The organism is Bradyrhizobium sp. CCBAU 11361, from assembly GCF_028128935.1.
Taxonomy (GTDB): Bacteria; Pseudomonadota; Alphaproteobacteria; order Rhizobiales; family Xanthobacteraceae; genus Bradyrhizobium; species Bradyrhizobium niftali.
Window position 1 is genome coordinate 65,953 of sequence record NZ_LBJZ01000173.1, and the last position, 24,933, is coordinate 90,885.

Annotated in this window: 21 protein-coding genes; 9 read left to right on the plus strand and 12 right to left on the minus strand. The window is 65.8% G+C overall.

Annotated elements, in window-relative coordinates; genetic code table 11:
* Nucleotides 1–13: 13 nt before the first annotated feature.
* The gene (locus XI08_RS19685; protein ID WP_271575629.1) at nucleotides 14–1,066 is read right to left on the minus strand and encodes an Ldh family oxidoreductase; all 1,053 of its coding nucleotides are present in this window, start codon (nucleotides 1,064–1,066) and stop codon (nucleotides 14–16) included.
* 304 nt (nucleotides 1,067–1,370) lie between these two features.
* On the opposite strand from XI08_RS19685, the gene XI08_RS19690 reads away from it, so the two are divergent.
* Nucleotides 1,371–5,486, plus strand: coding sequence for a bifunctional diguanylate cyclase/phosphodiesterase (locus XI08_RS19690; protein ID WP_271575630.1), 4,116 nt, complete (start codon nucleotides 1,371–1,373; stop codon nucleotides 5,484–5,486).
* On the opposite strand, the gene XI08_RS19695 is transcribed toward XI08_RS19690, so the two are convergent.
* From XI08_RS19695 to XI08_RS19715, 5 genes are all read right to left on the minus strand, one after another.
* Nucleotides 5,460–5,801, minus strand: a complete 342-nt coding sequence (locus tag XI08_RS19695; protein ID WP_027547470.1) for a hypothetical protein — start codon at nucleotides 5,799–5,801, stop codon at nucleotides 5,460–5,462. The two genes, XI08_RS19690 and XI08_RS19695, sit on opposite strands and share 27 nt — an antisense overlap.
* A 230-nt stretch (nucleotides 5,802–6,031) precedes the next feature.
* Nucleotides 6,032–7,024, minus strand: coding sequence for a UDP-glucose 4-epimerase GalE (gene galE, locus XI08_RS19700; RefSeq protein ID WP_271575631.1), 993 nt, complete (start codon nucleotides 7,022–7,024; stop codon nucleotides 6,032–6,034).
* Between the two features lie 19 nt (nucleotides 7,025–7,043).
* Entirely contained in the window at nucleotides 7,044–7,850 is an 807-nt protein-coding gene (locus tag XI08_RS19705; protein ID WP_271575632.1) for a WecB/TagA/CpsF family glycosyltransferase, read from the minus strand.
* Entirely contained in the window at nucleotides 7,843–10,206 is a 2,364-nt protein-coding gene (locus XI08_RS19710; RefSeq protein ID WP_271575633.1) for an exopolysaccharide transport family protein, read from the minus strand. Before XI08_RS19710 ends, XI08_RS19705 begins: the two co-directional genes overlap by 8 nt.
* A 291-nt stretch (nucleotides 10,207–10,497) precedes the next feature.
* Nucleotides 10,498–11,298 carry a class I SAM-dependent methyltransferase gene (locus tag XI08_RS19715; protein ID WP_271571242.1) on the minus strand — a complete coding sequence of 267 codons (801 nt, stop codon included), beginning with the start codon at nucleotides 11,296–11,298 and terminating at the stop codon, nucleotides 10,498–10,500.
* A 406-nt stretch (nucleotides 11,299–11,704) separates the two neighbouring features.
* On the opposite strand from XI08_RS19715, the gene XI08_RS19720 reads away from it, so the two are divergent.
* The gene (locus tag XI08_RS19720) at nucleotides 11,705–12,733 is read left to right on the plus strand and encodes a glycosyltransferase family 2 protein (protein ID WP_271575634.1); all 1,029 of its coding nucleotides are present in this window, start codon (nucleotides 11,705–11,707) and stop codon (nucleotides 12,731–12,733) included.
* Nucleotides 12,734–12,748: 15 nt separating this feature from the next.
* Here the strand turns inward: XI08_RS19720 and XI08_RS19725 are convergent, their stop codons facing one another.
* A complete protein-coding gene (locus tag XI08_RS19725) occupies nucleotides 12,749–13,735 on the minus strand; it encodes a glycosyltransferase (RefSeq protein ID WP_271575656.1) in 987 nt (328 codons plus the stop codon).
* 240 nt (nucleotides 13,736–13,975) lie between these two features.
* Here XI08_RS19725 and XI08_RS19730 point away from each other — a divergent pair, with 240 nt between their 5' ends.
* From XI08_RS19730 to XI08_RS19740, 3 genes are all read left to right on the plus strand, one after another.
* A complete protein-coding gene (locus XI08_RS19730) occupies nucleotides 13,976–15,043 on the plus strand; it encodes a glycosyltransferase (RefSeq protein ID WP_271575635.1) in 1,068 nt (355 codons plus the stop codon).
* A 45-nt stretch (nucleotides 15,044–15,088) separates the two neighbouring features.
* Nucleotides 15,089–16,468 (plus strand): O-antigen ligase family protein, encoded by a 1,380-nt coding sequence (locus XI08_RS19735; RefSeq protein WP_271575636.1) that lies wholly within the window; start codon nucleotides 15,089–15,091, stop codon nucleotides 16,466–16,468.
* Between the two features lie 92 nt (nucleotides 16,469–16,560).
* The gene (locus tag XI08_RS19740; RefSeq protein WP_271575637.1) at nucleotides 16,561–17,706 is read left to right on the plus strand and encodes a GNAT family N-acetyltransferase; all 1,146 of its coding nucleotides are present in this window, start codon (nucleotides 16,561–16,563) and stop codon (nucleotides 17,704–17,706) included.
* Between the two features lie 21 nt (nucleotides 17,707–17,727).
* On the opposite strand, the gene XI08_RS19745 is transcribed toward XI08_RS19740, so the two are convergent.
* Nucleotides 17,728–18,300 carry an RBBP9/YdeN family alpha/beta hydrolase gene (locus XI08_RS19745; RefSeq protein WP_442869844.1) on the minus strand — a complete coding sequence of 191 codons (573 nt, stop codon included), beginning with the start codon at nucleotides 18,298–18,300 and terminating at the stop codon, nucleotides 17,728–17,730.
* Between the two features lie 89 nt (nucleotides 18,301–18,389).
* Here XI08_RS19745 and XI08_RS19750 point away from each other — a divergent pair, with 89 nt between their 5' ends.
* Both XI08_RS19750 and XI08_RS19755 read left to right on the plus strand, forming a co-directional pair.
* Complete coding sequence (locus XI08_RS19750; protein ID WP_092187500.1) at nucleotides 18,390–18,866, plus strand: Lrp/AsnC family transcriptional regulator; 477 nt, start codon at nucleotides 18,390–18,392, stop codon at nucleotides 18,864–18,866.
* Nucleotides 18,867–18,980: 114 nt separating this feature from the next.
* Nucleotides 18,981–19,865, plus strand: coding sequence for a protein-L-isoaspartate O-methyltransferase family protein (locus XI08_RS19755; protein WP_271575639.1), 885 nt, complete (start codon nucleotides 18,981–18,983; stop codon nucleotides 19,863–19,865).
* A gap of 277 nt (nucleotides 19,866–20,142) precedes the next feature.
* On the opposite strand, the gene wrbA is transcribed toward XI08_RS19755, so the two are convergent.
* The 3 genes from wrbA to XI08_RS19770 all read right to left on the minus strand — a co-directional run bounded on the left by wrbA (nucleotide 20,143) and on the right by XI08_RS19770 (nucleotide 22,378).
* Nucleotides 20,143–20,742, minus strand: a complete 600-nt coding sequence (wrbA, locus tag XI08_RS19760) for an NAD(P)H:quinone oxidoreductase (RefSeq protein WP_271575640.1) — start codon at nucleotides 20,740–20,742, stop codon at nucleotides 20,143–20,145.
* A 147-nt stretch (nucleotides 20,743–20,889) separates the two neighbouring features.
* On the minus strand, nucleotides 20,890–21,588 hold the full coding sequence (locus tag XI08_RS19765; protein WP_271575641.1) for a pirin family protein: 699 nt from the start codon (nucleotides 21,586–21,588) through the stop codon (nucleotides 20,890–20,892).
* A gap of 37 nt (nucleotides 21,589–21,625) precedes the next feature.
* Complete coding sequence (locus tag XI08_RS19770; RefSeq protein WP_271575642.1) at nucleotides 21,626–22,378, minus strand: SDR family NAD(P)-dependent oxidoreductase; 753 nt, start codon at nucleotides 22,376–22,378, stop codon at nucleotides 21,626–21,628.
* Nucleotides 22,379–22,492: 114 nt separating this feature from the next.
* Between XI08_RS19770 and XI08_RS19775 the strand changes: the two genes are divergently transcribed.
* A complete protein-coding gene (locus XI08_RS19775) occupies nucleotides 22,493–23,428 on the plus strand; it encodes a LysR family transcriptional regulator (RefSeq protein ID WP_271575643.1) in 936 nt (311 codons plus the stop codon).
* Nucleotides 23,429–23,537: 109 nt separating this feature from the next.
* Here the strand turns inward: XI08_RS19775 and XI08_RS19780 are convergent, their stop codons facing one another.
* Nucleotides 23,538–23,795, minus strand: a complete 258-nt coding sequence (locus tag XI08_RS19780) for a hypothetical protein (RefSeq protein WP_271575644.1) — start codon at nucleotides 23,793–23,795, stop codon at nucleotides 23,538–23,540.
* Between the two features lie 147 nt (nucleotides 23,796–23,942).
* Here XI08_RS19780 and XI08_RS19785 point away from each other — a divergent pair, with 147 nt between their 5' ends.
* On the plus strand, nucleotides 23,943–24,929 hold the full coding sequence (locus XI08_RS19785) for a tripartite tricarboxylate transporter substrate binding protein (RefSeq protein WP_271575645.1): 987 nt from the start codon (nucleotides 23,943–23,945) through the stop codon (nucleotides 24,927–24,929).
* Nucleotides 24,930–24,933: the final 4 nt, after the last annotated feature.

Sequence of the window (24,933 nt, forward strand, 5' to 3'; positions counted from 1 at the left end):
TCTCCGTATTCCGTCAGGCCAGGTCGAGCACCGTGTCGAGCCGGTACTCCCGCGCCAGCGTGCGCAGCTTCTCCCAGGTGGCATCCTCGACCTCGATGCCGTCACGCAGCCGCTGCTGCGCACGCTCGCCTTCGATCTCGCCGGGATAGTAGACGCCCGTGCTGCCCTCGGAGGGCGGGGTCGATTTCAGATAGCGCGCGAATTCGGCGACCTCGCGCTTGAACTCCTTCAGCGGGCGGAACGCGGCGACGTTGAACACCGCCATGAAGCAGCCGTCATTGTGCCGCCCCGTTGGCTCGACGCCGAAGCCGAGGCCGGTGAGCAGGCCGCACAGCACCTCGACCATGGCAGCAAGCCCGCTGCCCTTGTAGCCCTCGGTGCCGCCGAGCGGCAGCAGCGCGCCGCCCTTGCGGTACTGGGCCGGGTCGGTGGTGTGCCGTCCCTCGGCATCGATGATCCATCCCGCCGGGATATTCTCGCCGCGGGCCACGGCGAGCTGGATCTTGCCGGCGGCGACCGCCGAGGTCGCCATGTCCAGGTAGAACGGCGCCTCGAGATCGGACGGCACCGCGATCGAGATCGGGTTGGTGCCGAGCCGCGCCTCCTTGCCGCCGAACGGCGCCACGTGCTTCGGCGAGCGGCCGGAGTCCGCCGTTGCAATCCCGATCATGCCTTCGCGCATCGCCATCAGCGGATAAGCGGCGAGGCGGCCGACATGGCTCTGCCGGAACACGGTGCAGGCGGCGACATTCGCCGTCTTTGCCTTCTCGATCGTCAGCGCCATCGCCTTGGCGTTGACGTGGAAACCAAATCCCCAATGGCCGTCGATCACGGTCGTGGTCGGCGATTCCTGGACGATGGTCCATTTCGCACCGGGAACGATGTGCCCGGCCTTGATGCGGTCGATATAGGTGGGAACCGCGATCACACCGTGGGAGTCGTGGCCGGCGAGATTGGCGTTGACGCAGCCGGTCGCGACCGCATCGGCCTCTTCCTGGGAAGCTCCTGCCGCCTGGAGCAGTGCGGCGCTGATGCGTGTGAGGCGGTCGGCCCTGACGATCGGCATGGCGTCTCCCCGGTCATCGCCCTTGTCATGACATCTGGCGGGCGGTTGTTGGGGTCATCGTCTCAAAGCGCAGGACCGATATCAATCTCCCGTAAACCAATACAGGGCTGCAAATTCGTAAAGAGCGCGCACCTTTGTTCGAAGATTCGTCCCGGGCGGCGGTATTTTCGGTAGTTTGGTGGAGGTCGTTCGCAGCTCGTTCACTTTGATCGACGGTTTGCGGCACGCAATAACGACCGTTTAGGCGATGGCCGTTCATAAAGTACCCGGGAAAATTAGGCAGAAATGCCCGGGAGCTGAGATCGTGCCGACGACACTCGCGCGCACCTTTGCGGCGCTGAGCGCCATCAACGAAGCGATCCTCTACGCAGAATCGCCGGACGAGCTTTACCAGAAGGTCTGCGACGCCGGGTTTGCGAGCGGAGACTTTTTGGCCGTGGCCGTGTTCCTGGCGGGACCGGACGGCCGGCGGCTGCGCTTTGCGGCCGGCTGTGGCGACGACATCCCGCGGCTTTGCTCGATCGAGATCACCACGGACGCCGGCACACCCGAAGGATCGGGCGTCGGCGGCGAGGCATTTCGCGATCAGAAGCTGTGCGTCAGCAACGACTATCTGAACGATCCGCGCTCGCTGGCGTGGCGCGAGGGCGCTGCCCGGGCCCACATCGGCGCGGCCGCGGCGCTGCCGCTGCTCTGCAGTGGCAAGAGTGTCGGCGTGCTGTACGTGACCCGCAGCGAAGCCGGCTCGCTGAACGAGCAGATGGTGTCGCTGTTCGAGCGCATGTCGGCCAACATCTCCTATGCCCTCGACAATTTCGCGCGCGAGACCGCGCGGCAGACCGGCGAGCGGGCGATGCGGCGGCTCAACCGCATGTTCGGCGCCATCAGCGCCACCAACGAGGCCATTCTCCGCGCCAAGACCGAGCAGGAGCTCTACCAGCTCGTGTGCGACGCCTCCGTGCATGGCGGCAAGTCGCTTGCGACCATCGTCCTGCTCCGCGACCCGGATTCTCATTGGATGAGGCCGGTGGCCTCCACCGGACAAAACCGCGAACTGGTCACCCAGGCGCGCTATTCGATCGATCCGGAAAATCCCTACGGCAAGGGCATCTCCGGCGAGGTGTTCCGGACGCAGAAAGCCATCGTCGAGGATGATCTCGCCAGCCGTACCCGGGGAACGCCGTGGGAGCAGGCCAACGTCAACACCGGTGTTGCCGCCTGCGTGGTCGCGCCGCTGATCAAGCACGGCGAGAGCGTCGGCGTGCTCCTGTCCTTCGTCGGCAGGTCATGGGTCAAGGACGAGGAAGTCGTCGCGCTGCTGCTGCGCATGGCGGAGAACGTCTCGTTCGCGATCGAGAATTTCGGCCGGGAGGCCGACAAGGCCAGGATCGCGGCGGAGGAAGAGCGCCTGGCGCGCATGTATGCGGCGCTCAGCGCCACCAACGAGGCGATCCTGCGCGCGCGATCGCGATCGGAGTTGTTCGACCTCGTCTGCGAGGCGACCGTGCATGGCGCGAAGTTCGTCTCGACCACGATCTTCGTGGCCAATCATGAAGCTGAACTGCTCCGTGTCGCGTCGAGTTATGGACCGCATGCGGATGATTTACGCCGCTACACCTTCGCCACGTCCGACAAGGTACCGGAAGGGCGAGGGGTGACCGGAACGGCCTTCCGAACCTGCCAGACCCAGGTCAGCAACGACGTCCTGGCGGACGATCGCATCAAGCCATGGCATGAAAGCGCACGTCGCGCCGGCATACATTCTTCTGCTGCCTTGCCGTTGCTGAACGGCAACCGGGTCGACGGGGTCTTCCTCTTCAATGCCGCGGAGCGCGACACGTTCACTCCCGAATTCGTCGAGCTGCTCGAGCGATTGCAGGCGAACGTCGCTTTCGCGCTGGAAAATTTCGATCGCGCGGAGGAGAAGGCGCGGGCCGACAAGCAGCGGAGCCGCCTGAGCGGCATGTTCGAGGCGCTGAGCGCGACCAACGAAGCCATCATGCGCGCCAAGACGCGGGAGGAGCTGTTCGAGGTCGCGTGCCAGGCGGCCGTGCTGGGCGACGTGTTCGCCTCGGCGACGATAGGCATCATGGACGAAAAGCGTGAGCTCGTTCGCGTCGTCGCGGGGAAGGGACGACTGCAGGGCCGAATGGTCGGACGTACCTGCGTTGTTTCCGCCGATCATCCCGAGGGCCAGGGCATCATCGGAATCTCGGTTCGGACCCGCCGGCCCAGTGTCATCAACGACTATCTGAACGACACGCGATCGTCGTACTGGCACACCAAGGCGACCGAGGATGGAACCCGGGCCGCTGCCAGCTTCCCGCTGATGCGGGCTGGCCAGGAGCCGATCGGCATTCTGCTTTTCCTCGCACCGGAAGAGAATACGTTCACGACCGATCTGGTCGAACTGCTCGGACGCCTGGCTGAAAACGTCTCCTTCGCGCTCGACAATTTCGATCGGGCCGAGGAAAAGGCCCGCACCGAGGCGCAGAAGGAACGCCTGACGCGCATGTTCGCGGCGCTGAGCGCCACCAACGAGGCGATCATGCGGGCGAAGTCCCGCGCCGAGCTGTTCAACCTCGTCTGCCTCGCGGCATCGAACGGCGCCAAGTTCACCTCGACGACGATCGCGCTGGCCAGGGCCGACAGCGACCAGCTCGAGATCGTGGCCGCGGCCGGGCCGTCCGCCGACACTACGCGCAACATCCGCCTCTCCATCGACCCCGAGCGTCCCGAGGGGCGCGGAATGAGCGGCACGGCATTCCGCACGCGCCAGCCCTGCATCAGCAACGACTATCTCAACGACGACCGCGTCCGGGTCTTCCATGCCGCCGTCCGCGGCGACGGCGCACGGTCGGGCGCGGCGTTTCCGCTCATCGTGCACGATCAGGCCGTCGGCGTCATGATCTACATGTCGACCGAACCGGGCACCTTCACGTCCGAGTTCGTCGAGCTGTTGCAGCGTCTCGCCGACAACGTCTCCTTCGCAATGGAGAATTTCGATCGCGCCGACGAGAAGAACAAGGCGGACGAGCGGATCGAGTATCTCGCCTCGCACGACAGCCTGACCAACCTGCCGAACCGCGAGACCTTCAACGGGCTGCTGCGCAAGGCGATCGACGCGGCGCAGCACCACGACCACCGCTTTGCGGTGCTGTTCATCGATCTCGACCGCTTCAAGGTCATCAACGATTCGCTCGGCCACGAGGCCGGCGACCTGCTCCTGCTCGAGGTCGCCGACCGCCTCCGCAACGCGCTGCGGGCAAGCGACGTGGTGGCGCGGCTCGGCGGCGACGAGTTCGTGGTGATCCTCGACCAGTGCGGCGAGATCGACGACGTCCAGCGGATCGCGACCGGGTTGCTCGCGGCGCTCGCCAAGCCCATGGAGCTGGCCGGCCACGAATGTCACACCACGGCCTCGATCGGCATCGCGATGTATCCGGCCAACGGCTCCGACGCGCAGACGCTGACCAAGAACGCCGACATGGCGATGTATCTCGCCAAGGAGGACGGCAAGAACGGCTACCGCTTCTTCTCCAAGGAGGTGAAGACGCAGTCGATCGAGCGGCTGTCGCTCGAGAGCGCGCTGCGCCGGGCGCTGGAGCGCGAGCAGTTTTCGCTGAACTACCAGCCCAAGGTGGATATGGAGACCGGCCAGATCACCGGCGTGGAAGCGCTGCTGCGCTGGACGCACCCGGATCTCGGCAGCATCTCGCCGGCGCAGTTCATTCCGCTTGCGGAAGAGACCGGGCTGATCGTGCCGATCGGCCGCTGGGTGGTGAAAGAGGCCTGTGCACAGGCCATGGCCTGGCAGCGCCGTGGCCTGTTGCCGGTGTCGATGGCGGTCAATCTGTCGCCGCGGCAGTTCGCCGACGAACATCTGCTGCAGGATGTCGACGAGGCGCTAGCGGCCTCCGGCATGTCGCCGGTGCTGCTCCAGCTCGAGGTCACCGAGAGCATGATGATGCGCAATGTCGGGCGCGCGCTCAAGGTGCTTGACGCTATCCAAAGCCGCGGCATTCGCCTCGCGATCGACGATTTCGGCACCGGCTATTCGTCGATGTCGCTGATGAAGCATTTCCCGATCGACACCATCAAGATCGACCGCTCCTTCGTGCGTGATCTGCCGCACGATTCGGAGGACCAGGCGATCGCGCAGGCGATCATCAGCATGGGCAAGGCGCTCGGCATGACCGTCGTCGCCGAGGGCGTCGAGAACGCCGAGCAGGAGGCGTTCCTGCGCACCAATGGCTGCGACGAGATGCAGGGTTTTCTGATCTCGAAGCCGCTGCCGGCGCGGCAGATGGCCGAGCTGCTGCGGCCGATGGTCCTGCCGGTTGCACCGCCGCTCCAGCCCGAGCCGGATCCGGTTGCCACCGAAGCCGCGGCGCTACGGCTGAAACGCGCTGTCGTCTGACGGCTGCGGGTGCAATTCGCGGACCTCGTGATCCGTGCCTTCGGCCTTGCTCGGAAAATCCTGCGGTTCCGTCAGCGAGGTCTGCTCGACGAACAGCGCGAGTATCGTGCGCGCACCGTCGGCGAAGCTCGCGCCTTCATTCAGGCCGAGCTCGGAGCACCAGGCGGCGCTCATCGGCTCCTGGTCGTCGACCACCGCCATGGCAGGCCCCCACCACCAGGCAGGCGCAGGCGATCGCTCGTCCTCGGGCACGACATGCCAGCGAACGAACTCATCCATCACGCGCTCGAACTCCAGGCGTGCAGCCTGATGCATGCGGTCGATACTCCCGGAATCCGCGCCCGACGACAGGCCGACGCGCGGATTTGATCGTGGCCTTGACGCTCGGAAAAAGTTGGCTCGCGCCAAATTGGCCGGGCCATGCATGCCGACATCATCGTCGGCGATGCCTGAATGCGGCCGTCAGCGATGCGCCAACGGCGGCGGCGAACAGCCATTCTAGCCGTTTGGAGGCACGGCAGGCAAGGTACGGGTGTTACGGTTGCCTAACGCGACCTGAATGGATGCGCCTTCTGGTGCCAGGCCCAGGCGGTGCGGATGACCGTCGGCAGGTCGGAATGGCGCGGCGCGAAGTTCAGGACCTTGCGCGCGGCGGAGGGATCGGCGACCAGATAGGTGGGATCGCCGGCGCGGCGCGGCTTGACGGTGTGCGGCACCTCGCGCCCGGTCTCCTGCCTGATGGCGTTGAGGATCTCGCGCACCGAAAAGCCGGATCCGGTGCCGAGATTGAAGCTGCCGCCGGCATGTCCCTGTTCCAGCAGCTTCAGCGCCGCGAGATGCGCGGCGGCGAGGTCGGTGACATGGATGTAGTCGCGGATCGCGGTGCCGTCGGGCGTGTCGTAGTCGTCGCCGAACACAGCGAAATCGACATGGCCCTGGAGCGCCATCAGGGCGCGCGGAATGAGATGGGTCTCGTTGTCGCGCAGTTCGCCGATGCCGCCGGCCGGATCGGCGCCGCTGGCGTTGAAATAGCGCAGGCAGAACGCGCCGAAGCCATAGGCCGCGCGATAATCGGCGAGCATTCGCTCGATCATCCATTTCGACGCGCCATAGGGATTGATCGGCGCGCAGGGGAAGTCTTCCGGCAGCTCCTTGGAATCGGCATTGCCGTAGACGGCGCCGGTCGAGGAGAACACGATGCGATGGCAATCTGCGTTGCGCATTGCCTGGAGCAGCGACAGCGTGCCCTGCAAATTGTTGATGTAGTACTTCTGCGGGTCGGTCATGGATTCGCCGACGAGGCTCGCCGCCGCGAAATGCATCACCGCCGTGATCTTGTGATCGGCGAAGGCGCGCGCCAGCGCTGCGCCGTCGAGAAGGTCGCCGGTCACCAGGGGGCCGGCAACGAAGCTGCGATGACCTGTCGAGAGATTGTCATAAACGACGGGCTGATAGCCGGCGGCGGCCAGGGCGCGGCAGGCATGCGAGCCAATATAGCCCGCGCCCCCTGTGACGAGGACGGTCGGTCGGTCGGTCATGTCGTCTTCTACTCTTCTTTCAGCGATTGGAAGGCCGTTTGCGGCTGAAGAGAAGATAGAGTGCGCGGGGGTTGGTGGTCAAATAGCGCCAGAACAGGCGGCGTGGCTCGAGCCATGTGCGCCACGCCCATTCGAGTCCGAATTTCTGCATCCACTGCGGCGCGCGGGACCGGCTGCCCGACAAAAAGTTGAACAGGCCGCCCGATGTCTTGATAACGCCAACATTGGTCAACAGCGGCGTGTATTGCTCCACGAATGCCTGCTCGTTGGGCACGCCGAGCGCGACCCAGAGATAGTCCGGCGCGAGCGCGTTGATCTCCTCGACCTTCGCGCGCAGGGCCTCGCCGCGCAGATAGCCGTGGCTGTGCCCGACGATCTTGAGGTTCGGATACATCTTCCGGACGTTCTCGACCGCCGCGGCGTTCTCGTCCTCGCTGGCGCCGAACATGTAGAAGGTGCGGCCGACCGCTTCGGCCTTGCGCGCGACGACGTGGAACAGGTCCGTGGTCGCGACGCGCTCGGGCAGCGGGAACCAGGATTGCAGCTTCGAGGCCGCCACCAGCGGCTGGCCGTCAGCGTTGATCAGGTCGGCGGCGCGGAACAGGCGCTCGGTCTCCGGCTCGGTCGAGCAGCGCGCCAGCACCTCGCCATTGGCCGAGGTCAGATGCAACGGACGGCCGATGCGATGACGCGGATCGGTCGCCTCGATCATGAAGTCGGCGGTCGCTTCCAGGTCGAGCGCGGCCATGCGAAGGCCGCCGAGAGTGATCCGCGGCACGTCGGCGGTTGCGGCCCGGCCGTCCAGATTGACGCGGCGCTCAAGCATATTGTCTGCCTCGCTGACGCGCCTGGGTTGCGGGGGCGAGTTCGTCGAGCACGACGCCGACGAGCTTGCGCTCGGCGCGGCCGAGCGTGTTCAAGATCTCTTCCAGGCTGTCGTTGATGTCGAGGCTGGTCGGCAGCACCGCCACCAGTGCGTCGGCGTCGTCGAGCAGCTTGCGGCCGCCGGCCGGGAGCGGCATCGCGGGGCCGTCGAGGATCACGAGGTCATAGCCGCCGGCGGCACGCGCCTGCGAAATCGCCTTGCGGATGGCCTCGGTCGCCTTGCCGGCATCGCCTTCAGCGGCCGGCAGCACCGAGATGCCGTTCACCGTCTTGATCTCGCGCGCGGCCTTGCTTCCGATCGAGAGCCAGCCGAGCGCGCTCGGCTCACTCTTGCCCGGACGGTTGACCTTGTTCGAGAGCGAGCGTGCCTGATGGTCGGCATCGATCACCAGCACGCGGGCACCGTCGCGGGCGGCCGCGAGTGCGAAATTCAGCGCGGTCACGCTGCGCCCGGTGGTCTCGCTTGCACCAACGAGCGCGATCACCGGCATCGCCTTGCCGCCGGCACGTCGGGCGACCGCGGCGCGCATGTCGCGCCAGGCGTTGAGCAGCGTCGTCAGGGGAAAGCCGGGGCGCAGCGTCGGCCAGCCCAGCCGTGTCAGATCAACGCCGCCACCGGTGGCGAGAATGGCACCCAGCGTGTGGATGACGTCTGCCTCCTGCAGGCGTGCGATCAACGGCTTTTCGATCAGGGGCCTTTCGACCATCGAGGGCTGCAGCGATGGCGCGGCAAGTTCCGGCAGGGCCTGCGCGACCTCCGGGGTGCGCGATGCCTGCTGAGGCCGGGCAATCTCCGAAGTCCGCGTCGTCTCTGGGACTCGGGGAGCTTGCGGCGCCGGCGTGCGTTCACGGCGGGCCGGGGTGGGCGCGCCGGCGAACAGGAGCTCGGCGGCGACGAACCAGCTTGAAGCCGCGAGCGCGCCGAAGATGAAGCCGATCATGGCGAACAGGCTCATCGCCGGCGGGAACGAGCGCCGCTGCGGCACGGTGGCCTCGCCGATGACGCGGGCCGCCGAGGTGTTCAGGGTCTCCTGCTCCTCGGTCTCGCGCGAGCGCTTCAGGAAGGATTGATAGACGTCGCGGCTGGCATCGGCCTCGCGCTCCAGCTCGCGCAGGCGCACGGCGGCCTGGCTGAGCTGCACGCTCTGCCGCTTCTGCGCTTCCAGCGCCCGGTTCAGCGACGCCTCATAGTCGCGGGCGCGCGTCAGATCGTTCTTGGTGGACTGCGCGAAGCGGTCGATCTCTTCGTTGATGGTCCGCTTGAGATCCTCGACCTGCTTCTCGGTCTGGCGCAGCGCCGGATGGCGCGGGCCGAGCTCGCCGGCCTGCTCCGCGTACTTCTTGCGTGCGTCGGCATATTGCGCGCGCAGGTTCGCGATGGTTGGCGATTGCAGCGCTTCCGAATTCGCGCCGGCATCGGCAGCGGTGCGCCGGCTCGCCTCGATCTGGTCGAGCCGCGCCTGTGCGTCCATTGTCGCCGCGCGGGCCGCGGAAAGCCGCTGGTTGCTGGCGGAGAGCTGCTGGTCGCTGATCAGCGCGTCCTGGGTGCCGACGAAATTGTTCTGGGCCTTGTAGGTCGCAAGCGCGGTCTCGGCACTGCGCAACCGCTCGCGCAGCTCCTTGAGGCGGCCGGAGAGATCGTTGGTGGCGCGTCGCGCGGCCGAAGCCTGCGAGTTGCGGGATTCGGCGAGGTAGGCGCTGGTCAGCGTGTTGGCGAGCATCGCCGCTTTCGCCGGATCGGTCGACCAGACCTCGATGTCGACGATGAAGCTCTTCTCGGTCTTGCGGACCGTGATGTGCCGGTTCAGCGCGTCGAGCGCCGCGAGCTGCACTTCCTTCGTCTCCGCGGCGGAGGGCGCGCGGGGCTGAAGGCCGATCAGGCCGAGCAGCGACGACATCAGGCTCCTGACATCACCGCCGCCGCCGAATTCGGGGTCCTTGTCGAGACCAGCCTGCTGGATCACCTGGAGCAGCACGCTGTTGGAGGTAATCAGGCGCGCCTGGCTCTCCACCACCATGGCCATGCCGGAGACGTCCTGGGCACGCGGCGTGAGCTCGCGATCGACCAGCTGAAGTTCGCGCGGGTCGACATAGAGCTGGGCGGTGGCGGTGTAGCGGGGTGTCACGCTCTTGCCGACGGTGACCGCAAGCGTCGCGCCGAGCAGGGCTGCGGCCGCAATCGCGATCTTTCGCCGCCAAAGCAGGCTGACCAGCTCCAGCACGCTGAAGCCGGCCTCGGATTTCTGCTGCGGGGCCTCCGGTCTGGCTCGATCTATCGGCTGGTTGTAGTCAAGCATGATCCCCAGCTTCCATTCCAACTGCCGCGGGCTGAGGGGTTACTCTTCGCTTCTTGCCACGCACCCGGGATATAGGTGCCCAGTCAACGCAACAGGGAAAATTAACCATACGCATTGAGGGACTATTCACCGAAATGGCAAACAAAGCGTTTAAGCGCACGCCGCTTCCCGGCGCGTCACCGTGACACGCGCGATGCCGGGGTCCCCAAGTGATTAACGGTTCGTTACCGCGCACAGCATGCCCGCGAGGCTCCGCCTGTCCTGCGATGGGCAGCGCGCGCGCCATGATCGTCAGCTTTTCCGCAGGATGACGTGATAATCGCCGCGGCGAACGTCGGTGCCGCGCGGCAGCACGGCGTTCAGCATTGCGGCACCGGCATCGACCAGGGCTGCGAACAGCGGCTTGCGCCGGCGCATCTCGGGATAGCGCGGACTCTCGACCTCACGGCGGTAGATCATCTCGAGGCCGTTGGCGGCGGCGAACGCTTCGAGCCGCGGCAACGTCACCAGCGGATGGAAGAAGGTCGGGAACGGCGGCTCGCCGGGCAGGCCGGCATCCTTGATGCCGCGGATGTGCCGATAGAACCAGACGTGGAACCAGTGCGGCGAATATTTGGTGACGACGCCGGACAGCGAGCGCGGATTGGGCGCGCCGATCAGGATCATCCCGCCGCGCTTGAGTGCGTCGCGAAAATTCAGGAGCGCAGCGTCGACGTTGGGCAGATGCTCGATCACGTTGTAGCAGATCACGAGATCGAAGGTTTCGCGGCCGAAGGCGTAGGTCTGCACGTCGCCGAGGATGGCTTCGTCCGCGTAGGTGTTGTTGCGGACCTGGTCCTCGTCGATGTCGACGACGGTGACCCGGCTGCGGCTCGGCAATTCCGGCGGCAGAACGCTGCACGAGCCACCGCCGGCTTCATAGATGGCGAGCCGGCCCTGCGGCAGTTCGCGGCGCAGTACGTCGTGGACGGCGAGCAGGCTGTCGCGGGCTTCGCCGGGAACCAGATCGTGCAGCGCCTGGGCTTGCGCGGTCGCCGCGGGGATCTGGATCGCCGTGGCTGTCGCGAAATCGATCGTGGCTGGCTTGTTCATATTTTCTGACCGCGCTTGTTCGACTCAAATTTACAGGAAAAGTCTCGCATGCCCGAAGAGCAAATCCGGTGCCGCGACGCTTCACAGGTCGCGGTGCTTACGGTCGGGTTAATGCGCATGGCCGTTAACTACAGTATCGTCCCTACCGCGCCGTCCGCAGCGGATGGACTGCGACTTGCAGTACCACGCGCGCATGGATTGGCAGGGAAAACACGCGAAAGCGGTTAAGCGCATGGCGGCAGGTCTGCATTGTCGAGAGATCCGTGGAAAGGTGCCGTTTCGCGCCTCGATCCGGCTGTTCACTTTGGCACGCATCTGTCCCGTGGCACTGTGTCCTCACGGGGCGGCACCGGCTCATGCGATTGACGCAGGGCTTTTTCAACATATCTCGGGCATCTAGAACTCCATGACGCTGATCCCGACAGACCTGTCCGCCAGCCGGCTCTCGGATGCCGTGCGCGATCCCAACCGGGAGATCGCGGCGAGCTCTCGCGTCATCGACCTGTCGGTCGGCATTGTCGTCTGCATTCCCTGCTTCCGCCGCCCGCAGCATTTGCGGTTGACGTTGGAATCGCTCGCGAGCCAGCGTACCCCGCGCTCCTTCGCTGTCGTCATGGTGGAGAACGACGCCGCGCGGCGCGAGAGCGCGCCGGTTGCCGCGGAGTATCTCGCCGCCGGCCGGCTCCAGGGCATCTGCCTTGTCGAGCAGCGGCAGGGTAACTGTCAGGCGATCAACGCTGCGTTCGAGACGGCGCAGGCGCTGTTTCCCGCTGCGACCCGCTTCCTGATGATCGACGACGACGAGATCGCCTCGCCCGACTGGCTCGAGCTGATGGTTCGCACCGCGGAGGCGACCGGCGCCGACGTGGTCGGCGGGCCCGTGCTGCCTGACTTCGACGACGACAGCCAGCCTTGGCTTTCGCGTCATCCCGCCTTCCGCCCTGCCTACGACTACAGCGGCGCGGTGCCGCTGATCTATGGCTGCGGCAATTGTCTGATCACGCGTGCGGCGTTCGACCGGCTCGGCAGTCCGGCCTTCGATCTGCGCTTCAATTTCCTCGGCGGCGGCGATTGCGACTTCTTCGTGCGTTGCCGCGATGCCGGAATGACATTCCACTGGACGACGGAGGCGGTCATCACCGAGACCGTGCCGCAAAGCCGCACCAGTCTCGGCTGGATCGCAAGGCGCGGTCTGCGCATCGGCGCGATCAACTACCGTGTGCAGTACAAGGCCGCGCAGGGCGTGGCGGCGCGGGTGCGGGTGTTTGCGCAGATGCTCGGCCGGCTGCCGCTGTCTCTAATACGCGCGGCACGTCTGCTGGCGACGTCGAAGGCCGTCGTCGCGATGCACCCCGTGATGGTCGCACTCGGCTCCTTGCTCGCGGCGCTCGGCATCGAGCCGAAGCCCTATGAGGCCTCGAAGATCGTGTCCTGACGGCGTGGTGGCGGACTAGATGCCAAAGCAGGCGAGGGCGACCCTGAGCGCGGAGCGCGGCAGCGATTTGAGCGAGCGGCGGCCGACCATCCCGAGATAAGTGAAGGCCTCGCGATATCTGCCGAAGCGGACCGCCTGCATGGCCGAATAGGTGACGAGATGAATCTCGGCCGCCTGCCGCAGCCCGGCTGCCTTGCCCGCGGGCAATCTCGCCAGGATCAGTCCGTCGTCGAAGACCCGCGCGATCGCCGGGAAGAAATCCTGCGGTGTCCGTATCGCCGCGTTCATGGTGTTGGCCGTGTGCAGGCGGTAGTCGAGCAGAAGATTCGGTGCGAACTCGAACTCGCCGATCGCGGCAAGGCGGCACCAGCAGTGCCAGTCCTCGCAATATCTGAGGGAGGTGTCGAAGCCACCAATGGCGCGGAAGGCCTCCGCGCGTGCGAGCGCGATACCGCCATTGACGATGAAATTGCCGGCCGCGAGCCGCGTCAGCACGTCGCCGGAGGGCTTGCGGCGTCCTTTCAACAGGTCGCGCCGGCCGATCTGCCGTCCCTCGCTGTCGATCGTGTTGTAGTCGCCGTAGACGAGAACGGCGCGCGGAGCTCCGCGCGCTGCCGCCAGCAGTGCCGCCACCGCGCCGGTGCGCATGCGGTCGTCGGCATCGAGGAAGAGCAGCCACTCGCCGCTGGCATGTCGCGCGCCGAGATTGCGTGCGGCCGATACCCCGGCTGAATCGTTGGTCATCAGGCGCAGCCGCGGGTCGCGAATGGCGCGGACGATCGAAATGGTGTTGTCGGTCGAACCGTCGTCCACGACGATCACCTCGGTCACCTCGCCTTGCGCCAGTGCGCTGGCGAGGGTTTCGCCGACATAGGCCGCAACGTTCTTGGCGGGAATGACGACGGACACCGATGTGGTCGAGCCCACCGGCAGCGGAAGGCGCGCTGGCGTCGCCACGCGTGAGCTGACCGGTAGATCGAGAACGTCTTCGGCGGTGATCAAGCTGCGGCTCATCTTTAAGGGTCTGTTAACCAGGGCGCATCTGTTGACGCGATCGATCGCAACCTTGGCCGCCGCGGATGATACTCGCATTACGGCGAAATCGTTTCCCGGAAGGCCTGCGCGACGCCGGTTTCACAGAATAACGTTAAGCCAACAGCATTAAGCCTGTGGCAAATTTGGAGGAGTGCGACAGCCGGCCCCATGCGAGAATGCGTACCCGGCTGCCGCGGATGGATTCCAGTGCCCGCAACGACTTTCGACTACGATCCCGACGACATGATCCTCAACCTCTTCTACGAGGACAAGGACGATCGCTGGTTTCCCGGCGACCGGCATCTGCGGCGCATGGCGCGCCGCATGCTGCTCGGCGAGCCGCGCATGAGCGGGCAGCTTCGCGTGTTCCGCAATCTCTGCGCAGGGCTCAATCGGCTCGGCATCCGCTACCGCGTCAACGACTACCGCTACATCGCGCAGCATCCCGAGGAAGTCGCCTGCATCATCGGTCGCACCTTCCTGCTCGACAAGTTCGTGTGGAAGAATCCGATCCTGCTCGGCGTCGCCGCCCACAATCATCCGCTCGACGATCCCGACCTGTTCAAGCGACTGCCGGTGAAGAAGGTCGTGGTGCCCGGCCAATGGTACGTCGACATGTACCGGCCTTATTGGCCCGACACGGAGGCCTGGCCCGTCGGCATCGATACGGATCTCTGGGCGCCGTCGCCCGCTTCGCAGAAGACCATCGATGTGCTGATCTACGACAAGGTCCACTGGGACCGCGAGCGCTATGCGCCGGAGTTGATCGAGCCTGTCCGCGCCCGGCTGCTCGAGGAGGGACGCTCGTTCACGGAGCTGCGCTACGGCAGCTACAAGGAAGAGGACTATCAGGCCGCGCTGGCGCGTTCGCGCGCGATGATCTTCCTGTGCCAGAACGAAAGCCAGGGTATCGCCTATCAGCAGGCGTTGTCCTGCGGCGTGCCGGTGTTCGCCTGGGATCCTGGCGGGCCGTGGCGGGACCCCGACTATTATCCGCATCGGGTGAAGTTCGAGCCGGTGTCATCGGTGCCGTACTGGGATCACCGTTGCGGCACCAGGTTCGTCGACACCGCCGGGTTCGAGGCGGGCTGGGACGATTTCTGGACCGGCTGCGCCGCTGACACGTTCGATCCGCGCGGCTTCGTGCTCGACAATCTCACGCTGGAACAGCGGGCGCTGCAATATTACGAGATCGCGCGAAGCGTGGCGCGGCAGCAGAAGGTGTCCGACGCATCCGGCCTGCTGGTTGACGGATGGTTAACGGGGATGGGCTAAGACTTGGCGCTTGCTTCCCCGGGTTCACCAGGCCGGCCTTGAGCCATGGATCGCAGCGCCGCTGACATGACCGACGTCGAGGCCCGATCGTTCGGCCACGTCCTGCGCGATGGGCTTGCGGGCCTGAATGCCGTGCTGGCGGCGCGCTGCCTCGTTGCGGTTGCGGCCCTGCTCCTCGTGCTGGTGACGCTCGATCCGTTTCCCGATTTGCGCAATCCCGACGTTACCGCCGTCGTCGGCGGACGAATGGCGCTCACCTATGTTTCCTGGGGTCTGCTGGCTGTGGTCGCAGTGCCGCTCGTCGCCGTCACGGATGCGCCTGCGCTGAAGAGCCTGGTGACCCCGCTGCATCTCTGCCTCGTCGGCTGGCTGTTGATCAACATCGTCTTCTCCGAGAGCCGCGGCGTTTCGATGCAGCGCTTCGTGCTCGCTGCCAGCATGACGTCGCTCGCCGTCCTGTTGCCATTGCTGCCGCCGACGCAGCGCAGCTTCAACCTGTGCCTCGGTGCTGCCGCGCTCGTGCTGCTGGTGCTGTGCTATCTCGGCGTCTTCCTCGCGCCGCAATATTCCATGCACACCGCGCTCGACCTCACCGAGCCGCAGCTCGCCGGCGACTGGCGCGGCAGTTTCGGCCACAAGAACGTCGCATCGCCGGTGATGACCATCCTGGTCTATGTCGGCATCTACCTCTGCGGCGCCGGGCCGTTCGTGATGGGACCGACGATCGCCGCGCTGGCCGGCATCTTCCTGATCTTCACCGGCGGCAAGACGTCGTCGGTGCTGTGCCTTGCGATCTACGCCCTTGCCTCGCTGGTCTGTCTCACACCGAGCCTGTGGCTGAAGCGGCTCATTTGCTTCGTGCCGCTGATCGTGATGAACCTGCTGACGGTCGGCAGTGTCGTGAGCCCGTCGCTCGGCGCTATGACTCGATTGCTTCCCCTCGATCCCACTTTCACCGGCCGTTCCGACATCTGGGAGTTTGCGCTCGCAGCCGTCGCCGAAAAGCCGATCATCGGCCACGGCTATGCGGCTTTCTGGGACGACGTGACGGCGCGGCAGACCGCCCAGGGCGCCGAATGGGCGACGTCCGCTGCGCACAGCCACAACAGCTATCTCGACCTCGCGGTCACCATCGGCCTGCCGGGCTTGCTGCTCGTCATCCTCGTCTTCGTGCTTGCGCCGCTCCGCAATTTCCAGTCGGCCCAGGCTCACAACCGCAGCGCTGCGCTGGTCAAGCTGTTCCTGACCGTGTGGCTGTTCGGCCTGTATTACGGGACCACCGAGACCTTCCTGCTCGAACGGCAGAATCCGATCTGGTTCATGTTCGCGCTTGCCGTGGCCGGTCTGCACTTCCTGGCCAGATTCCAGTGCGTCGAGCAAACGGAACCGTGCACTGACAGCTTGTCGCAGTCGGGACCGTCGTAGTGGCATAGGCTTAACGATATGCAGCGACGTCACTTGTGGTCTGCGGCAAACATAATCTATCTGGAAACATTCAGTAACTGCATGACCCGCGGATGACGTTTCTCAGCGTCGAGCAACCAGATGATCGGGTGTCCAGCACGTCGGGAATCGCGGTCGATTTCGTGCGTGACTGGCGGCAGGCCGCATTGCGCCTGAATGCCGGCCATCGCACCGCCTTCCAGCATGGTTACTGGCTCAGCGCCTGGTACGAGGCGTTTCACGATCTTGCCCCGCTCATCGCCGTGATCTCCGATGCCGCGACCGGCAAGGACATCGCGGTGGTGCCGCTGACCAGCCATATCAGGCGCGGCATCCGCGTCGTCGAGTTCGCCGACCTCGGCGTCTCCGACAACAACGCGCCGATCCTGGCGCTCGATGCCGCGCTGGATGGAGCGGCGATGGATATGATCGGCAAGGCGCTGGTCGACGCGCTCTGCGCCTTGCCCGACCGCTTCGACCTGCTGCGCCTGAGGAAGATGCCCGCGCATGTCGGCGGCAAGCCGAACCCGCTGGTGTCGCTCGGTCATATCGGATCCAGCTCGCTGAACGGAAATCTCGTGCTGACGGGCGACAGCTATGACGACTATCAGGCCTCGATCAAGCGCATGCAGATGCCACGCTGCTGGCGCGTGTTCAGTCGCTATGCCGGCGCGCGCTTCGAGATCGCCGCGGATGTCACGCGCGCGCATGAGCTGCTGGACGTGATGGATGCCCAGCAGCAGGCGCGCATGCGCAAGCTCGGCTCGCGGTTCGTCCTCAACGACGACACGCATGCCCGATTCTATCGCGAGGTCGCGCGCCAGGGCGTTGCGGATGGCTATGCCGTCGTCTCGGCGCTGGTGTGCGACGAGGGCGTCGTTGCCACCACGCTCGGCGTCAGGCATGGCGTGACCTATTTCCTGCTGCGCATCAGCCACGCCGGCGATCCATGGTCGAGCTGCTCGCCGGGGCTGCTCGTCACCGAACGCACCATGGCGGCGCTGCATGCACAGGGCGTGCGCCGTTTCGATCTCAGCATCGGCAACCAGGACTACAAACGCCGCTTCGGCGCCGAGCCGGTGCCGTTGACCGACGTCAGCGTCGCGCTGTCCTGGCGCGGCGCTCCTTACGCATGGCGCGACCATGCTGCGCAGGGCCTGCGCCGCCACCCCAGGCTCGCCGCCGTCGCGGCGCGGGCGATCGGCAAGGGCACGCGCTGACAGGCGCCCCCTGTTCGCTCATCATCTCGAAAGGCCTGCGCAGAAGGCATCCAGCAATGCGCGCCCCTGCGGCCAGTCGCCGAGCCCGCTCGACGCATTGATGTGGCCGAGGGCGCCCGGCACGATCAAGCCGGACTGCCAGGCGCGCACTCGTCGCTGCGTCACCTCGAGCTCGCCATAGGGATCATTCGTGCTGGCGATGATGAGCGAGGGAAAGCGCAGCGTACGGTCCGGGACCGGCTTGAACGAGGCGGCTTCCGAGGGGAAATTGGCGCCGTCCGGATCGGGGACCGCGACCAGTAACGCACCCGCAATCGCGGATGGGAAGCGAGCGGCCCAGTGCACCACCAGCAGGCAGGCAAGGCTGTGTGCAACCACCACAGGCGGCTTCGCGCAGTGCCCGACCGCTCGCTCCAGGGATTGCTCCCAGTCATGGAGGTCGGGCTGGTCCCAGCTCGCCGGTTGAAATCGGGTGAAGCGCGTGTCGGTGCGCTCCCAGAGTGTCTGCCAATGGGTGTCTCCGGAGCCGCCGAGGCCCGGCAATGTGATGATGTCGTGCATGATCGTCCCGTGATATCTGAGGTGACGTTGCAGTGTGGCCGATCCCGGTCCTGCATCACATGGCAAGTCATCGGCGGAATCGACCGTCTGCCGATGATCTCAAGGCGGAATGGAGAATTTTGTTGGATCGCTTCGGGAGCATCGATGCCAAGGACTTGAAGATCCTGGAGGCGCTGCAAGCCAATGCGCGCGTGCCGTTGTCCGAGCTTGGCCGTTCCGTGGGGCTGTCCCAGCCGGCCGTCTCCGAACGCGTCAAGCGGCTCGAGGAAGCCGGGATCATCGAAGGCTACGGCGCCCGCATCAACCCGCGCGCCCTCGGGCTCGGCCTGATGGCGCTGGTGCGCCTGCGCACCTCGCATGAACACATCAAGACCTGCCTCAAACGGTTCAGCGAGATTCCCCACATCGTCGAAGTCCATCGCGTGACCGGCGATGACTGCTTCGTGCTGAAGGTGCTGGTTCCGGCGCCGGAAGATCTCGAGACGATCGTGGATCGTATTGCCGGCTTCGGTGCCGTCACGACCTCGCTGGTGCTGCGGAGCGAGCCGGCGCGGCCGATCGGCAAGGACCTTATCAGGAAGAAAGCCGAACGCGGTTGAGGCGCTGTCTGCGCGATCGACAGGTCACCACGCCGTCACAAAGCCCTCGATTGCGCAGAGCTTCCGATTATCGCGCGCGTTGTGTTATCGTCGCCTCTGTTTCCCGGAGGCGACATGGAAGATCGTTCGGCAAAATATCGCGCATTCTATGCGCAGTTGATCTGCGCCGCGGCGAGGACCGCGGATCCCCGTATCGAGGAGGCCTTTCGGACCGTGAGGCGCGAGCCTTTCGCCGGGCCCGGGCCGTGGTCGATCGCTCTCGGCGGCCACCCCTATGTCGTGACGCCCGATGATGATCCCGCGTTCCTCTATCAGAATACGCTGCTGGCGCTCGACAGCACGCGTGGCCTCAATATCGGGATGCCCGGTGCGCACGCTTATTGGCTCAGCGGCTGCGCCGTGAAGGAAGGCGAGACCGTGATCCAGATCGGCGCGGGCAGCGGCTACTACACCGCAATCCTGGCGCATCTCGTCGGCCCCGGCGGCCGCGTCCATGCCTATGAGATCGACGAACATCTGGCGGGGCTTGCGCGCGCGAATCTGAAGGATATCACCCATGCGGATGTGCGCGACCGTTCGGGCATCGCGTCCGATCTGCCCAAAGCCGACGTGATCTATGTCTGCGCGGGCGCGGCGCAGCCGGCCGCCGAATGGCTCGATGCGCTGCGGCCCGGCGGGCGGCTGGTGTTTCCGCTCGCGCCCGAAGGCATGCTCGGCGGCATGCTGATGATCACGCGCCCGGACGACGGCGTGATCTGGCCGGCGAAATTCCTCAGCCGTGCCCAGTTCATCGGCTGCGCGGGATTGCAGGATGCGGACGCCGGCCGGCGATTGGCCGACGCGTTCGCGAGAGGATGGGAGAGCGTGCAGTCGTTGCGGAGGGAAGGCGCCCCCGACCAGACATGCTGGTTCGCCGGTGAGGGCTGGTGGCTGTCGACGGCGCCTGCGCCTGTCCTTACAAATCCAACTCCGTCCCACGCCGACATCACGCAGGCCTAGCGGGTCACACGCGCCTTACGACCGCGTGCACCCGGCACACTGAAACCGGCCGCGCGAGGCGCGGAACAGGCTGCGGCAATACCAGCGCCGCGCCAGTGCCTGCGCGGGCCTGCGGATCATCTGCGCTATCAACAAGAGTTCGAAAGCCATTCGTATCGCTTTTGGTCAAATATCCTGCCCACAGAGATGGGGCGGCATTCCCGAATGAGAATGCCGCCCTCGTCGCATCAGCCATGCAGTCGATCGTAAAGCTTAACTGCGAGGCTGAGCCGTGCAGCTAGCCGTGCAGCTTCTTGGCGGTCTCCGCGATCTGGCGCCCCTGATAGCGCGCGCCGGCGAGCTCGTTGGCGCTGGGCTGGCGGCTGCCGTCACCGCCGGTGATCGTGGTGGCGCCGTAGGGCGCGCCGCCGGTGACCTCGTCGAGCTTCATCTGGCCGGCGAAGCCGTAGTTCATGCCGACCACGACCATGCCGAAATGCAGGAGGTTGGTGATGATCGAGAACAGCGTCGTCTCCTGGCCGCCATGCTGGGTCGCGCTGGACGTGAAGGCGCCGCCGACCTTGCCGTGCAGCGCGCCCTTGGCCCAGAGCCCGCCGGCCTGGTCGAGGAAGTTGGCCATCTGCGATGCCATCCGGCCGAAGCGGGTGCCGGTGCCGACGATGATCGCGTCGTAATTGGCGAGGTCCTCGATCTTGGCGATCGGCGCGGCCTGGTCGACCTTGTAATAGGAGGCTTTCGCGACTTCGGCCGGAACCAGCTCGGGCACGCGCTTGATGTCGACGGTGACGCCGGCTTCGCGCACGCCTTCGGCAACGGCATTGGCCATCGCTTCGATGTGGCCGTAGGCGGAATAATACAGGACGAGAACTTTGGTCATGGTGGTCTCCGGTGGGTGATGAGTTGTTCTATTCGCTGTCGTTGCCGGGCTTGACCCGGCAACCCATCGCTCTTCGAAAAGCTTTATGCGAAGGTGATGGATGCCCGGCTCAAGGCCGGGCATGACGAGTTGGTGTGGGGGTGGGCTTTAGGCTGCGTCGACGAGCACGAGCTCGGAGTCTTCGAGCGCCGTGATCTTCAGCGTGCTCTCGTCGCGGATCGCGGCGCCGTCACGGGCGTTGACGCGCACGCCGTTGATCTCGACTGAGCCCGCCGCGGGCACCAGATAAAGATGCCGCGACTTCTGCGGCTCGTACTCCGCGCTCTCGCCGGCCTTCAGCGTGGTGGCGAGCACCCGGGCATCGGCGCGGATCGGCAGTGCGTCCGTGTCGTCCTCGAAACCGCTCGCGATGGTGACGAGCTTGCCGGAGCGGTCTGCCTTCGGGAACGGCTTCGAGCCCCAGGTCGGCTGTCCGCCGCGCGTCACGGGCTCGATCCAGATCTGGAAGATCCGAGTCTTGCTCGGCTCGAGATTGTACTCGGAATGGCGGATGCCGCTGCCGGCGCTCATCACCTGCACGTCGCCCGCCTCGGTGCGTCCCTCGTTGCCGAGGCTGTCCTGATGGGTGATCGCGCCTTCGCGCACATAGGTGATGATTTCCATGTTGGCGTGGGGATGGGCGGGAAAGCCGGTGTTCGGCGCGATCTCGTCGTCATTCCACACCCGCAAGGCACCGTGACCCATGTTGTCCGGGTCGTAATGGCTTGCGAAGGAGAAGTGATGCTTGGCCTTGAGCCAGCCGTGATCGGCGCCGCCGAGCTTTGCGAAAGGTCTGAGTTCGATCATCTGCGTAATTCCTTGGGTTGAGCGGGTGGCGCCTTGATCAGGCGCCGAACCCGCCGTCGACATTGAGCACGGTGCCGGTGACGAAGGAGGCCTCCGGGCTTGCGAGGAAGACCACGCCGGCGGCGACTTCCTCGGGGCGGCCGAAGCGCTGGAGCGCGTGCTGCTTGCGCTGGGCTTCCGCGAAGTCGCGGTCGTCGTCCGGGTTCATGTCGGTGTTGATCGAGCCGGGCTGCACGACGTTGACGGTGATGCCGCGCGGGCCGAGGTCGCGCGCCGCGCCCTTGGTGTAGCCGACCACGGCCGCCTTGGTGGCGACGTAGTCGGCAAGGCCGGGGAATGAGGCGCGGTCGGCCAGCATCGAGCCGACCGTGACGATGCGACCGCCTTCGCCCATCAACTGCGAGGCGGCGCGGATTGCCGCGATCACGCCGTGCACGTTGACCTGATCCTGCCGTTCCAGCGCGCCAGTGTCGGCATTGGCATCGTCGGTCGCACCACCGGCGGCGACGCCGGCATTGTTGACGAGGATGTCGAGATGGCCGAATTCCTTGGCGACGTCGTTGACGAGCTTCGTGACGTCCTTGGCCGAGGCCTGGTCGGCCTTGAAGGCACGGGCCTTGACGCCCCTGGCCTTCAGCTCAGTGACGACCGCTTCGGCCTTGTCGGGCGAGGCGACATAGCTGATGGCGACATCCGCGCCTTCATCGGCGAGTGCGCGGGCGGAGGCCGCGCCGATGCCGCGCGAGCCGCCGGTGACGAGGGCAACCTTGCCTGAGAGCTTCTTGGTCATTGGATTTCTCCATTCCTGAATTTCTGATGACCCTTGGATAAGCCTCCGCCTGTGGTATAAAAATAGAAACTGTTGAAACACATTGTTTCCTAAATAGCCCGATTGGATCGGCCCATGGCAAAACTCCCCGATTTCGAGGCGCTCGCGATTTTCGCAAAAGTCGTGGAATTACGGTCGTTTGCGGGGGCCGCGAGCGAGCTCGCGATGTCCAAGGCGACGGTGTCGAAGGCCGTCACCCGGCTGGAGGAGCGGCTCGGCGCGCGGCTGTTCAACCGCACCTCGCGCCGGCTCGCGTTGACCGATGCCGGGCACAAGCTCGCCGAACGGGCGACGCGCCTGCTCGTCGATGGTGAGGCGGCGGAGAACGAGGCGCTGGCGCAATCGGTGGCGCCGCGCGGCCTGGTGCGGCTCGCCGTGCCCATGACGTTCGGGATCAAGGCGGTGGCGCCGCTGCTGCCGGAGTTCTTCGAGACCTATCCGGAAGTCTCGGTCGATCTGCACTTAAGCGATGCGACCATCGACCTGATCGGCGAGGGCTTCGACATGGCGGTGCGGATCGCGCGGCTGCCGGATTCCTCGCTGATCGCGCGCCGGCTCTTCACCATGCCGCGGTTCACGGTGGCGGCGCCGTCCTACCTCAAGCGCCACGGCCGCCCGACGCATCCGATGCATCTGGCCGAGCACAAATGCTTCAGCTACGCCTATCTCTCGACGCCCAACGTCTGGCACTACACCAATTCCGCCGGCGAGCAGGCGAGCGTGCGCCCGGGCGGCCAGCTTCGCGTCAACAACGGTGAAGCGGTGATGCCGGCGCTGATCGCCGGCCTCGGCATCGCCGAGCTTCCCGAATTCATCGTCGGCGAGGCCATCTCCTCCGGCGAGGTCGAGGTGATCCTGAAGGACTGGAAGCAGGCCGAAGGCGCCGTGCACCTGGTGACGCCGCCCGGCGGCCCACGCCCCGCGCGCGTCGAAGCGCTCGGCGATTTTCTCGCGGCAAAGCTGCCGGGCACCTGCAAGCGGCGGACGCGCGGAAAGGTGAAGGGGTCGTAGAGCGAGCGGCCTCAACAATCTCGTCATTGCGAGCGCAGCGAAGCAATCCAGAGTGTCTCCGCGGAGGGATTCTGGATTGCTTCGCTGCGCTCGCAATGACGGTGTTCGGCTACGACACCTTCACGCCGTTGCTTGCGACAATTCGCAAGTTCGGCCTCAGCGTCTCTTCCAGCTCCGATTTCAATTCGTGCACGCGCGGATCCGTCGAGTGTGCCGCGCAGACCGCGTATTGGTGGACCGATTGCGCCAAGGCGCGCCGCGCTTCCGGGGTTCGCGTCACCTCGGGCTTTGACAGCCGCAGCACGACCGCCGCGAGATTCACCAGCATCTCGTCCAACGCGACGTCAATGGTCCGAAGATTGCGCATCACTCACTCCCTGGGAGGGCAACAGCGGGCGAAGGGATGTGTTCCGGGCCGGACCGGGCATGGTTAAGACTTCGTAAACGTCTTGTTCTTGCCGATCGCCACGCTAGGCTAGCTGCGAAACAAAGAAGATCGAGGGGAGGGACCATCATGGATCGACGCGATCTCTTGCGCGCGGCCGCGGCATTGCCGTTGTTGCGGGCTGCGTCACCGGATCGGGCGTTCGCACAGAGCTATCCGGCCCGCAACATCACCATGATCGTGCCGTTTCCGGCCGGCGGCCAGGCCGATCTCGCCGCGCGCCCCGTGGCCATGGCGCTGGAGCGGATCCTCGGCAAGCCCGTGATCGTCGACAACCGCGCCGGAGGCGGCGGCGGATCGGTCGGCAATGCCGCGGCGGCGCGCGCCGAGCCTGATGGTTACACGCTGCTGATGACCCTTTCGTCGCTCGCGGTGCTGCCGGAGGCCGACCGGCTGTTCGACCGTCCCGTCGCCTATGAGGTCTCGCAGTTCATGCCGATCGCGCGCGTGCTCGCCGATCCCACGCTGCTCGCGGTGCCGGTCTCGGCGCCATGGAAGACTGCGCAGGATTTCATCGAGGACGCGAAGAAGCGGCCGGGCCAGATCACCTATGGCTCGTCCGGACCTTACGGCACGCTGCATGTGGCGATGGAGATGTTTGCCAACAGCGCCGGCATCAAGTTGCTGCATGTGCCGTTCCGCGGCGCGGGTCCCGCGCTCACCGCGTTGCTCAGCGGCACCGTGCAGGCGATCGCCGCCGCGCCCGGCACGCTGAAGCCGCAGGTCGATGACGGCAAGCTGCGCGTGCTCGGCAATTGCGGCGCGCGACGCATCGCGAGCTTCCCCGACGTGCCGACCTTCCAGGAGCTCGGCTACAAGGATGTCGAGATGTACATCTGGGCCGGGCTCTTTGCACCGAGCTCTCTTCCCGCGCCGATCGCGACCCGGCTGCGCGAGGCCATGGCGCAGGTGATGACGAGTCCGGACGTCCTCAAGGCCTTCGACACCTCAGGCAGTCTCGTCGCCTATCAGGACGCGCCGGAGTTCTCGCGTTTCGTCGCCGACGATAGCGCGCGCCTGATCACGGCGGTGAAGAAGATCGGCCGGGTGGAGTAGGGGC

Excerpts from the sequence above, each read along its gene's own strand:
- galE (WP_271575631.1), bottom strand. The coding sequence starts at position 7,024 with ATGACCGACCGACCGACCGTCCTCGTCACAGGGGGCGCGGGCTATATT.
- XI08_RS19715 (WP_271571242.1), bottom strand. The coding sequence starts at position 11,298 with ATGAACAAGCCAGCCACGATCGATTTCGCGACAGCCACGGCGATCCAG.
- XI08_RS19755 (WP_271575639.1), top strand. The coding sequence starts at position 18,981 with ATGGAAGATCGTTCGGCAAAATATCGCGCATTCTATGCGCAGTTGATC.
- XI08_RS19705 (WP_271575632.1), bottom strand. The coding sequence starts at position 7,850 with ATGCTTGAGCGCCGCGTCAATCTGGACGGCCGGGCCGCAACCGCCGAC.
- XI08_RS19770 (WP_271575642.1), bottom strand. The coding sequence starts at position 22,378 with ATGACCAAGAAGCTCTCAGGCAAGGTTGCCCTCGTCACCGGCGGCTCG.
- wrbA (WP_271575640.1), bottom strand. The coding sequence starts at position 20,742 with ATGACCAAAGTTCTCGTCCTGTATTATTCCGCCTACGGCCACATCGAA.
- XI08_RS19780 (WP_271575644.1), bottom strand. The coding sequence starts at position 23,795 with ATGCGCAATCTTCGGACCATTGACGTCGCGTTGGACGAGATGCTGGTG.
- XI08_RS19785 (WP_271575645.1), top strand. The coding sequence starts at position 23,943 with ATGGATCGACGCGATCTCTTGCGCGCGGCCGCGGCATTGCCGTTGTTG.
- XI08_RS19695 (WP_027547470.1), bottom strand. The coding sequence starts at position 5,801 with ATGCATCAGGCTGCACGCCTGGAGTTCGAGCGCGTGATGGATGAGTTC.
- XI08_RS19720 (WP_271575634.1), top strand. The coding sequence starts at position 11,705 with ATGACGCTGATCCCGACAGACCTGTCCGCCAGCCGGCTCTCGGATGCC.
- XI08_RS19710 (WP_271575633.1), bottom strand. The coding sequence starts at position 10,206 with ATGCTTGACTACAACCAGCCGATAGATCGAGCCAGACCGGAGGCCCCG.
- XI08_RS19740 (WP_271575637.1), top strand. The coding sequence starts at position 16,561 with ATGACGTTTCTCAGCGTCGAGCAACCAGATGATCGGGTGTCCAGCACG.
- XI08_RS19775 (WP_271575643.1), top strand. The coding sequence starts at position 22,493 with ATGGCAAAACTCCCCGATTTCGAGGCGCTCGCGATTTTCGCAAAAGTC.
- XI08_RS19735 (WP_271575636.1), top strand. The coding sequence starts at position 15,089 with ATGGATCGCAGCGCCGCTGACATGACCGACGTCGAGGCCCGATCGTTC.
- XI08_RS19765 (WP_271575641.1), bottom strand. The coding sequence starts at position 21,588 with ATGATCGAACTCAGACCTTTCGCAAAGCTCGGCGGCGCCGATCACGGC.
- XI08_RS19685 (WP_271575629.1), bottom strand. The coding sequence starts at position 1,066 with ATGCCGATCGTCAGGGCCGACCGCCTCACACGCATCAGCGCCGCACTG.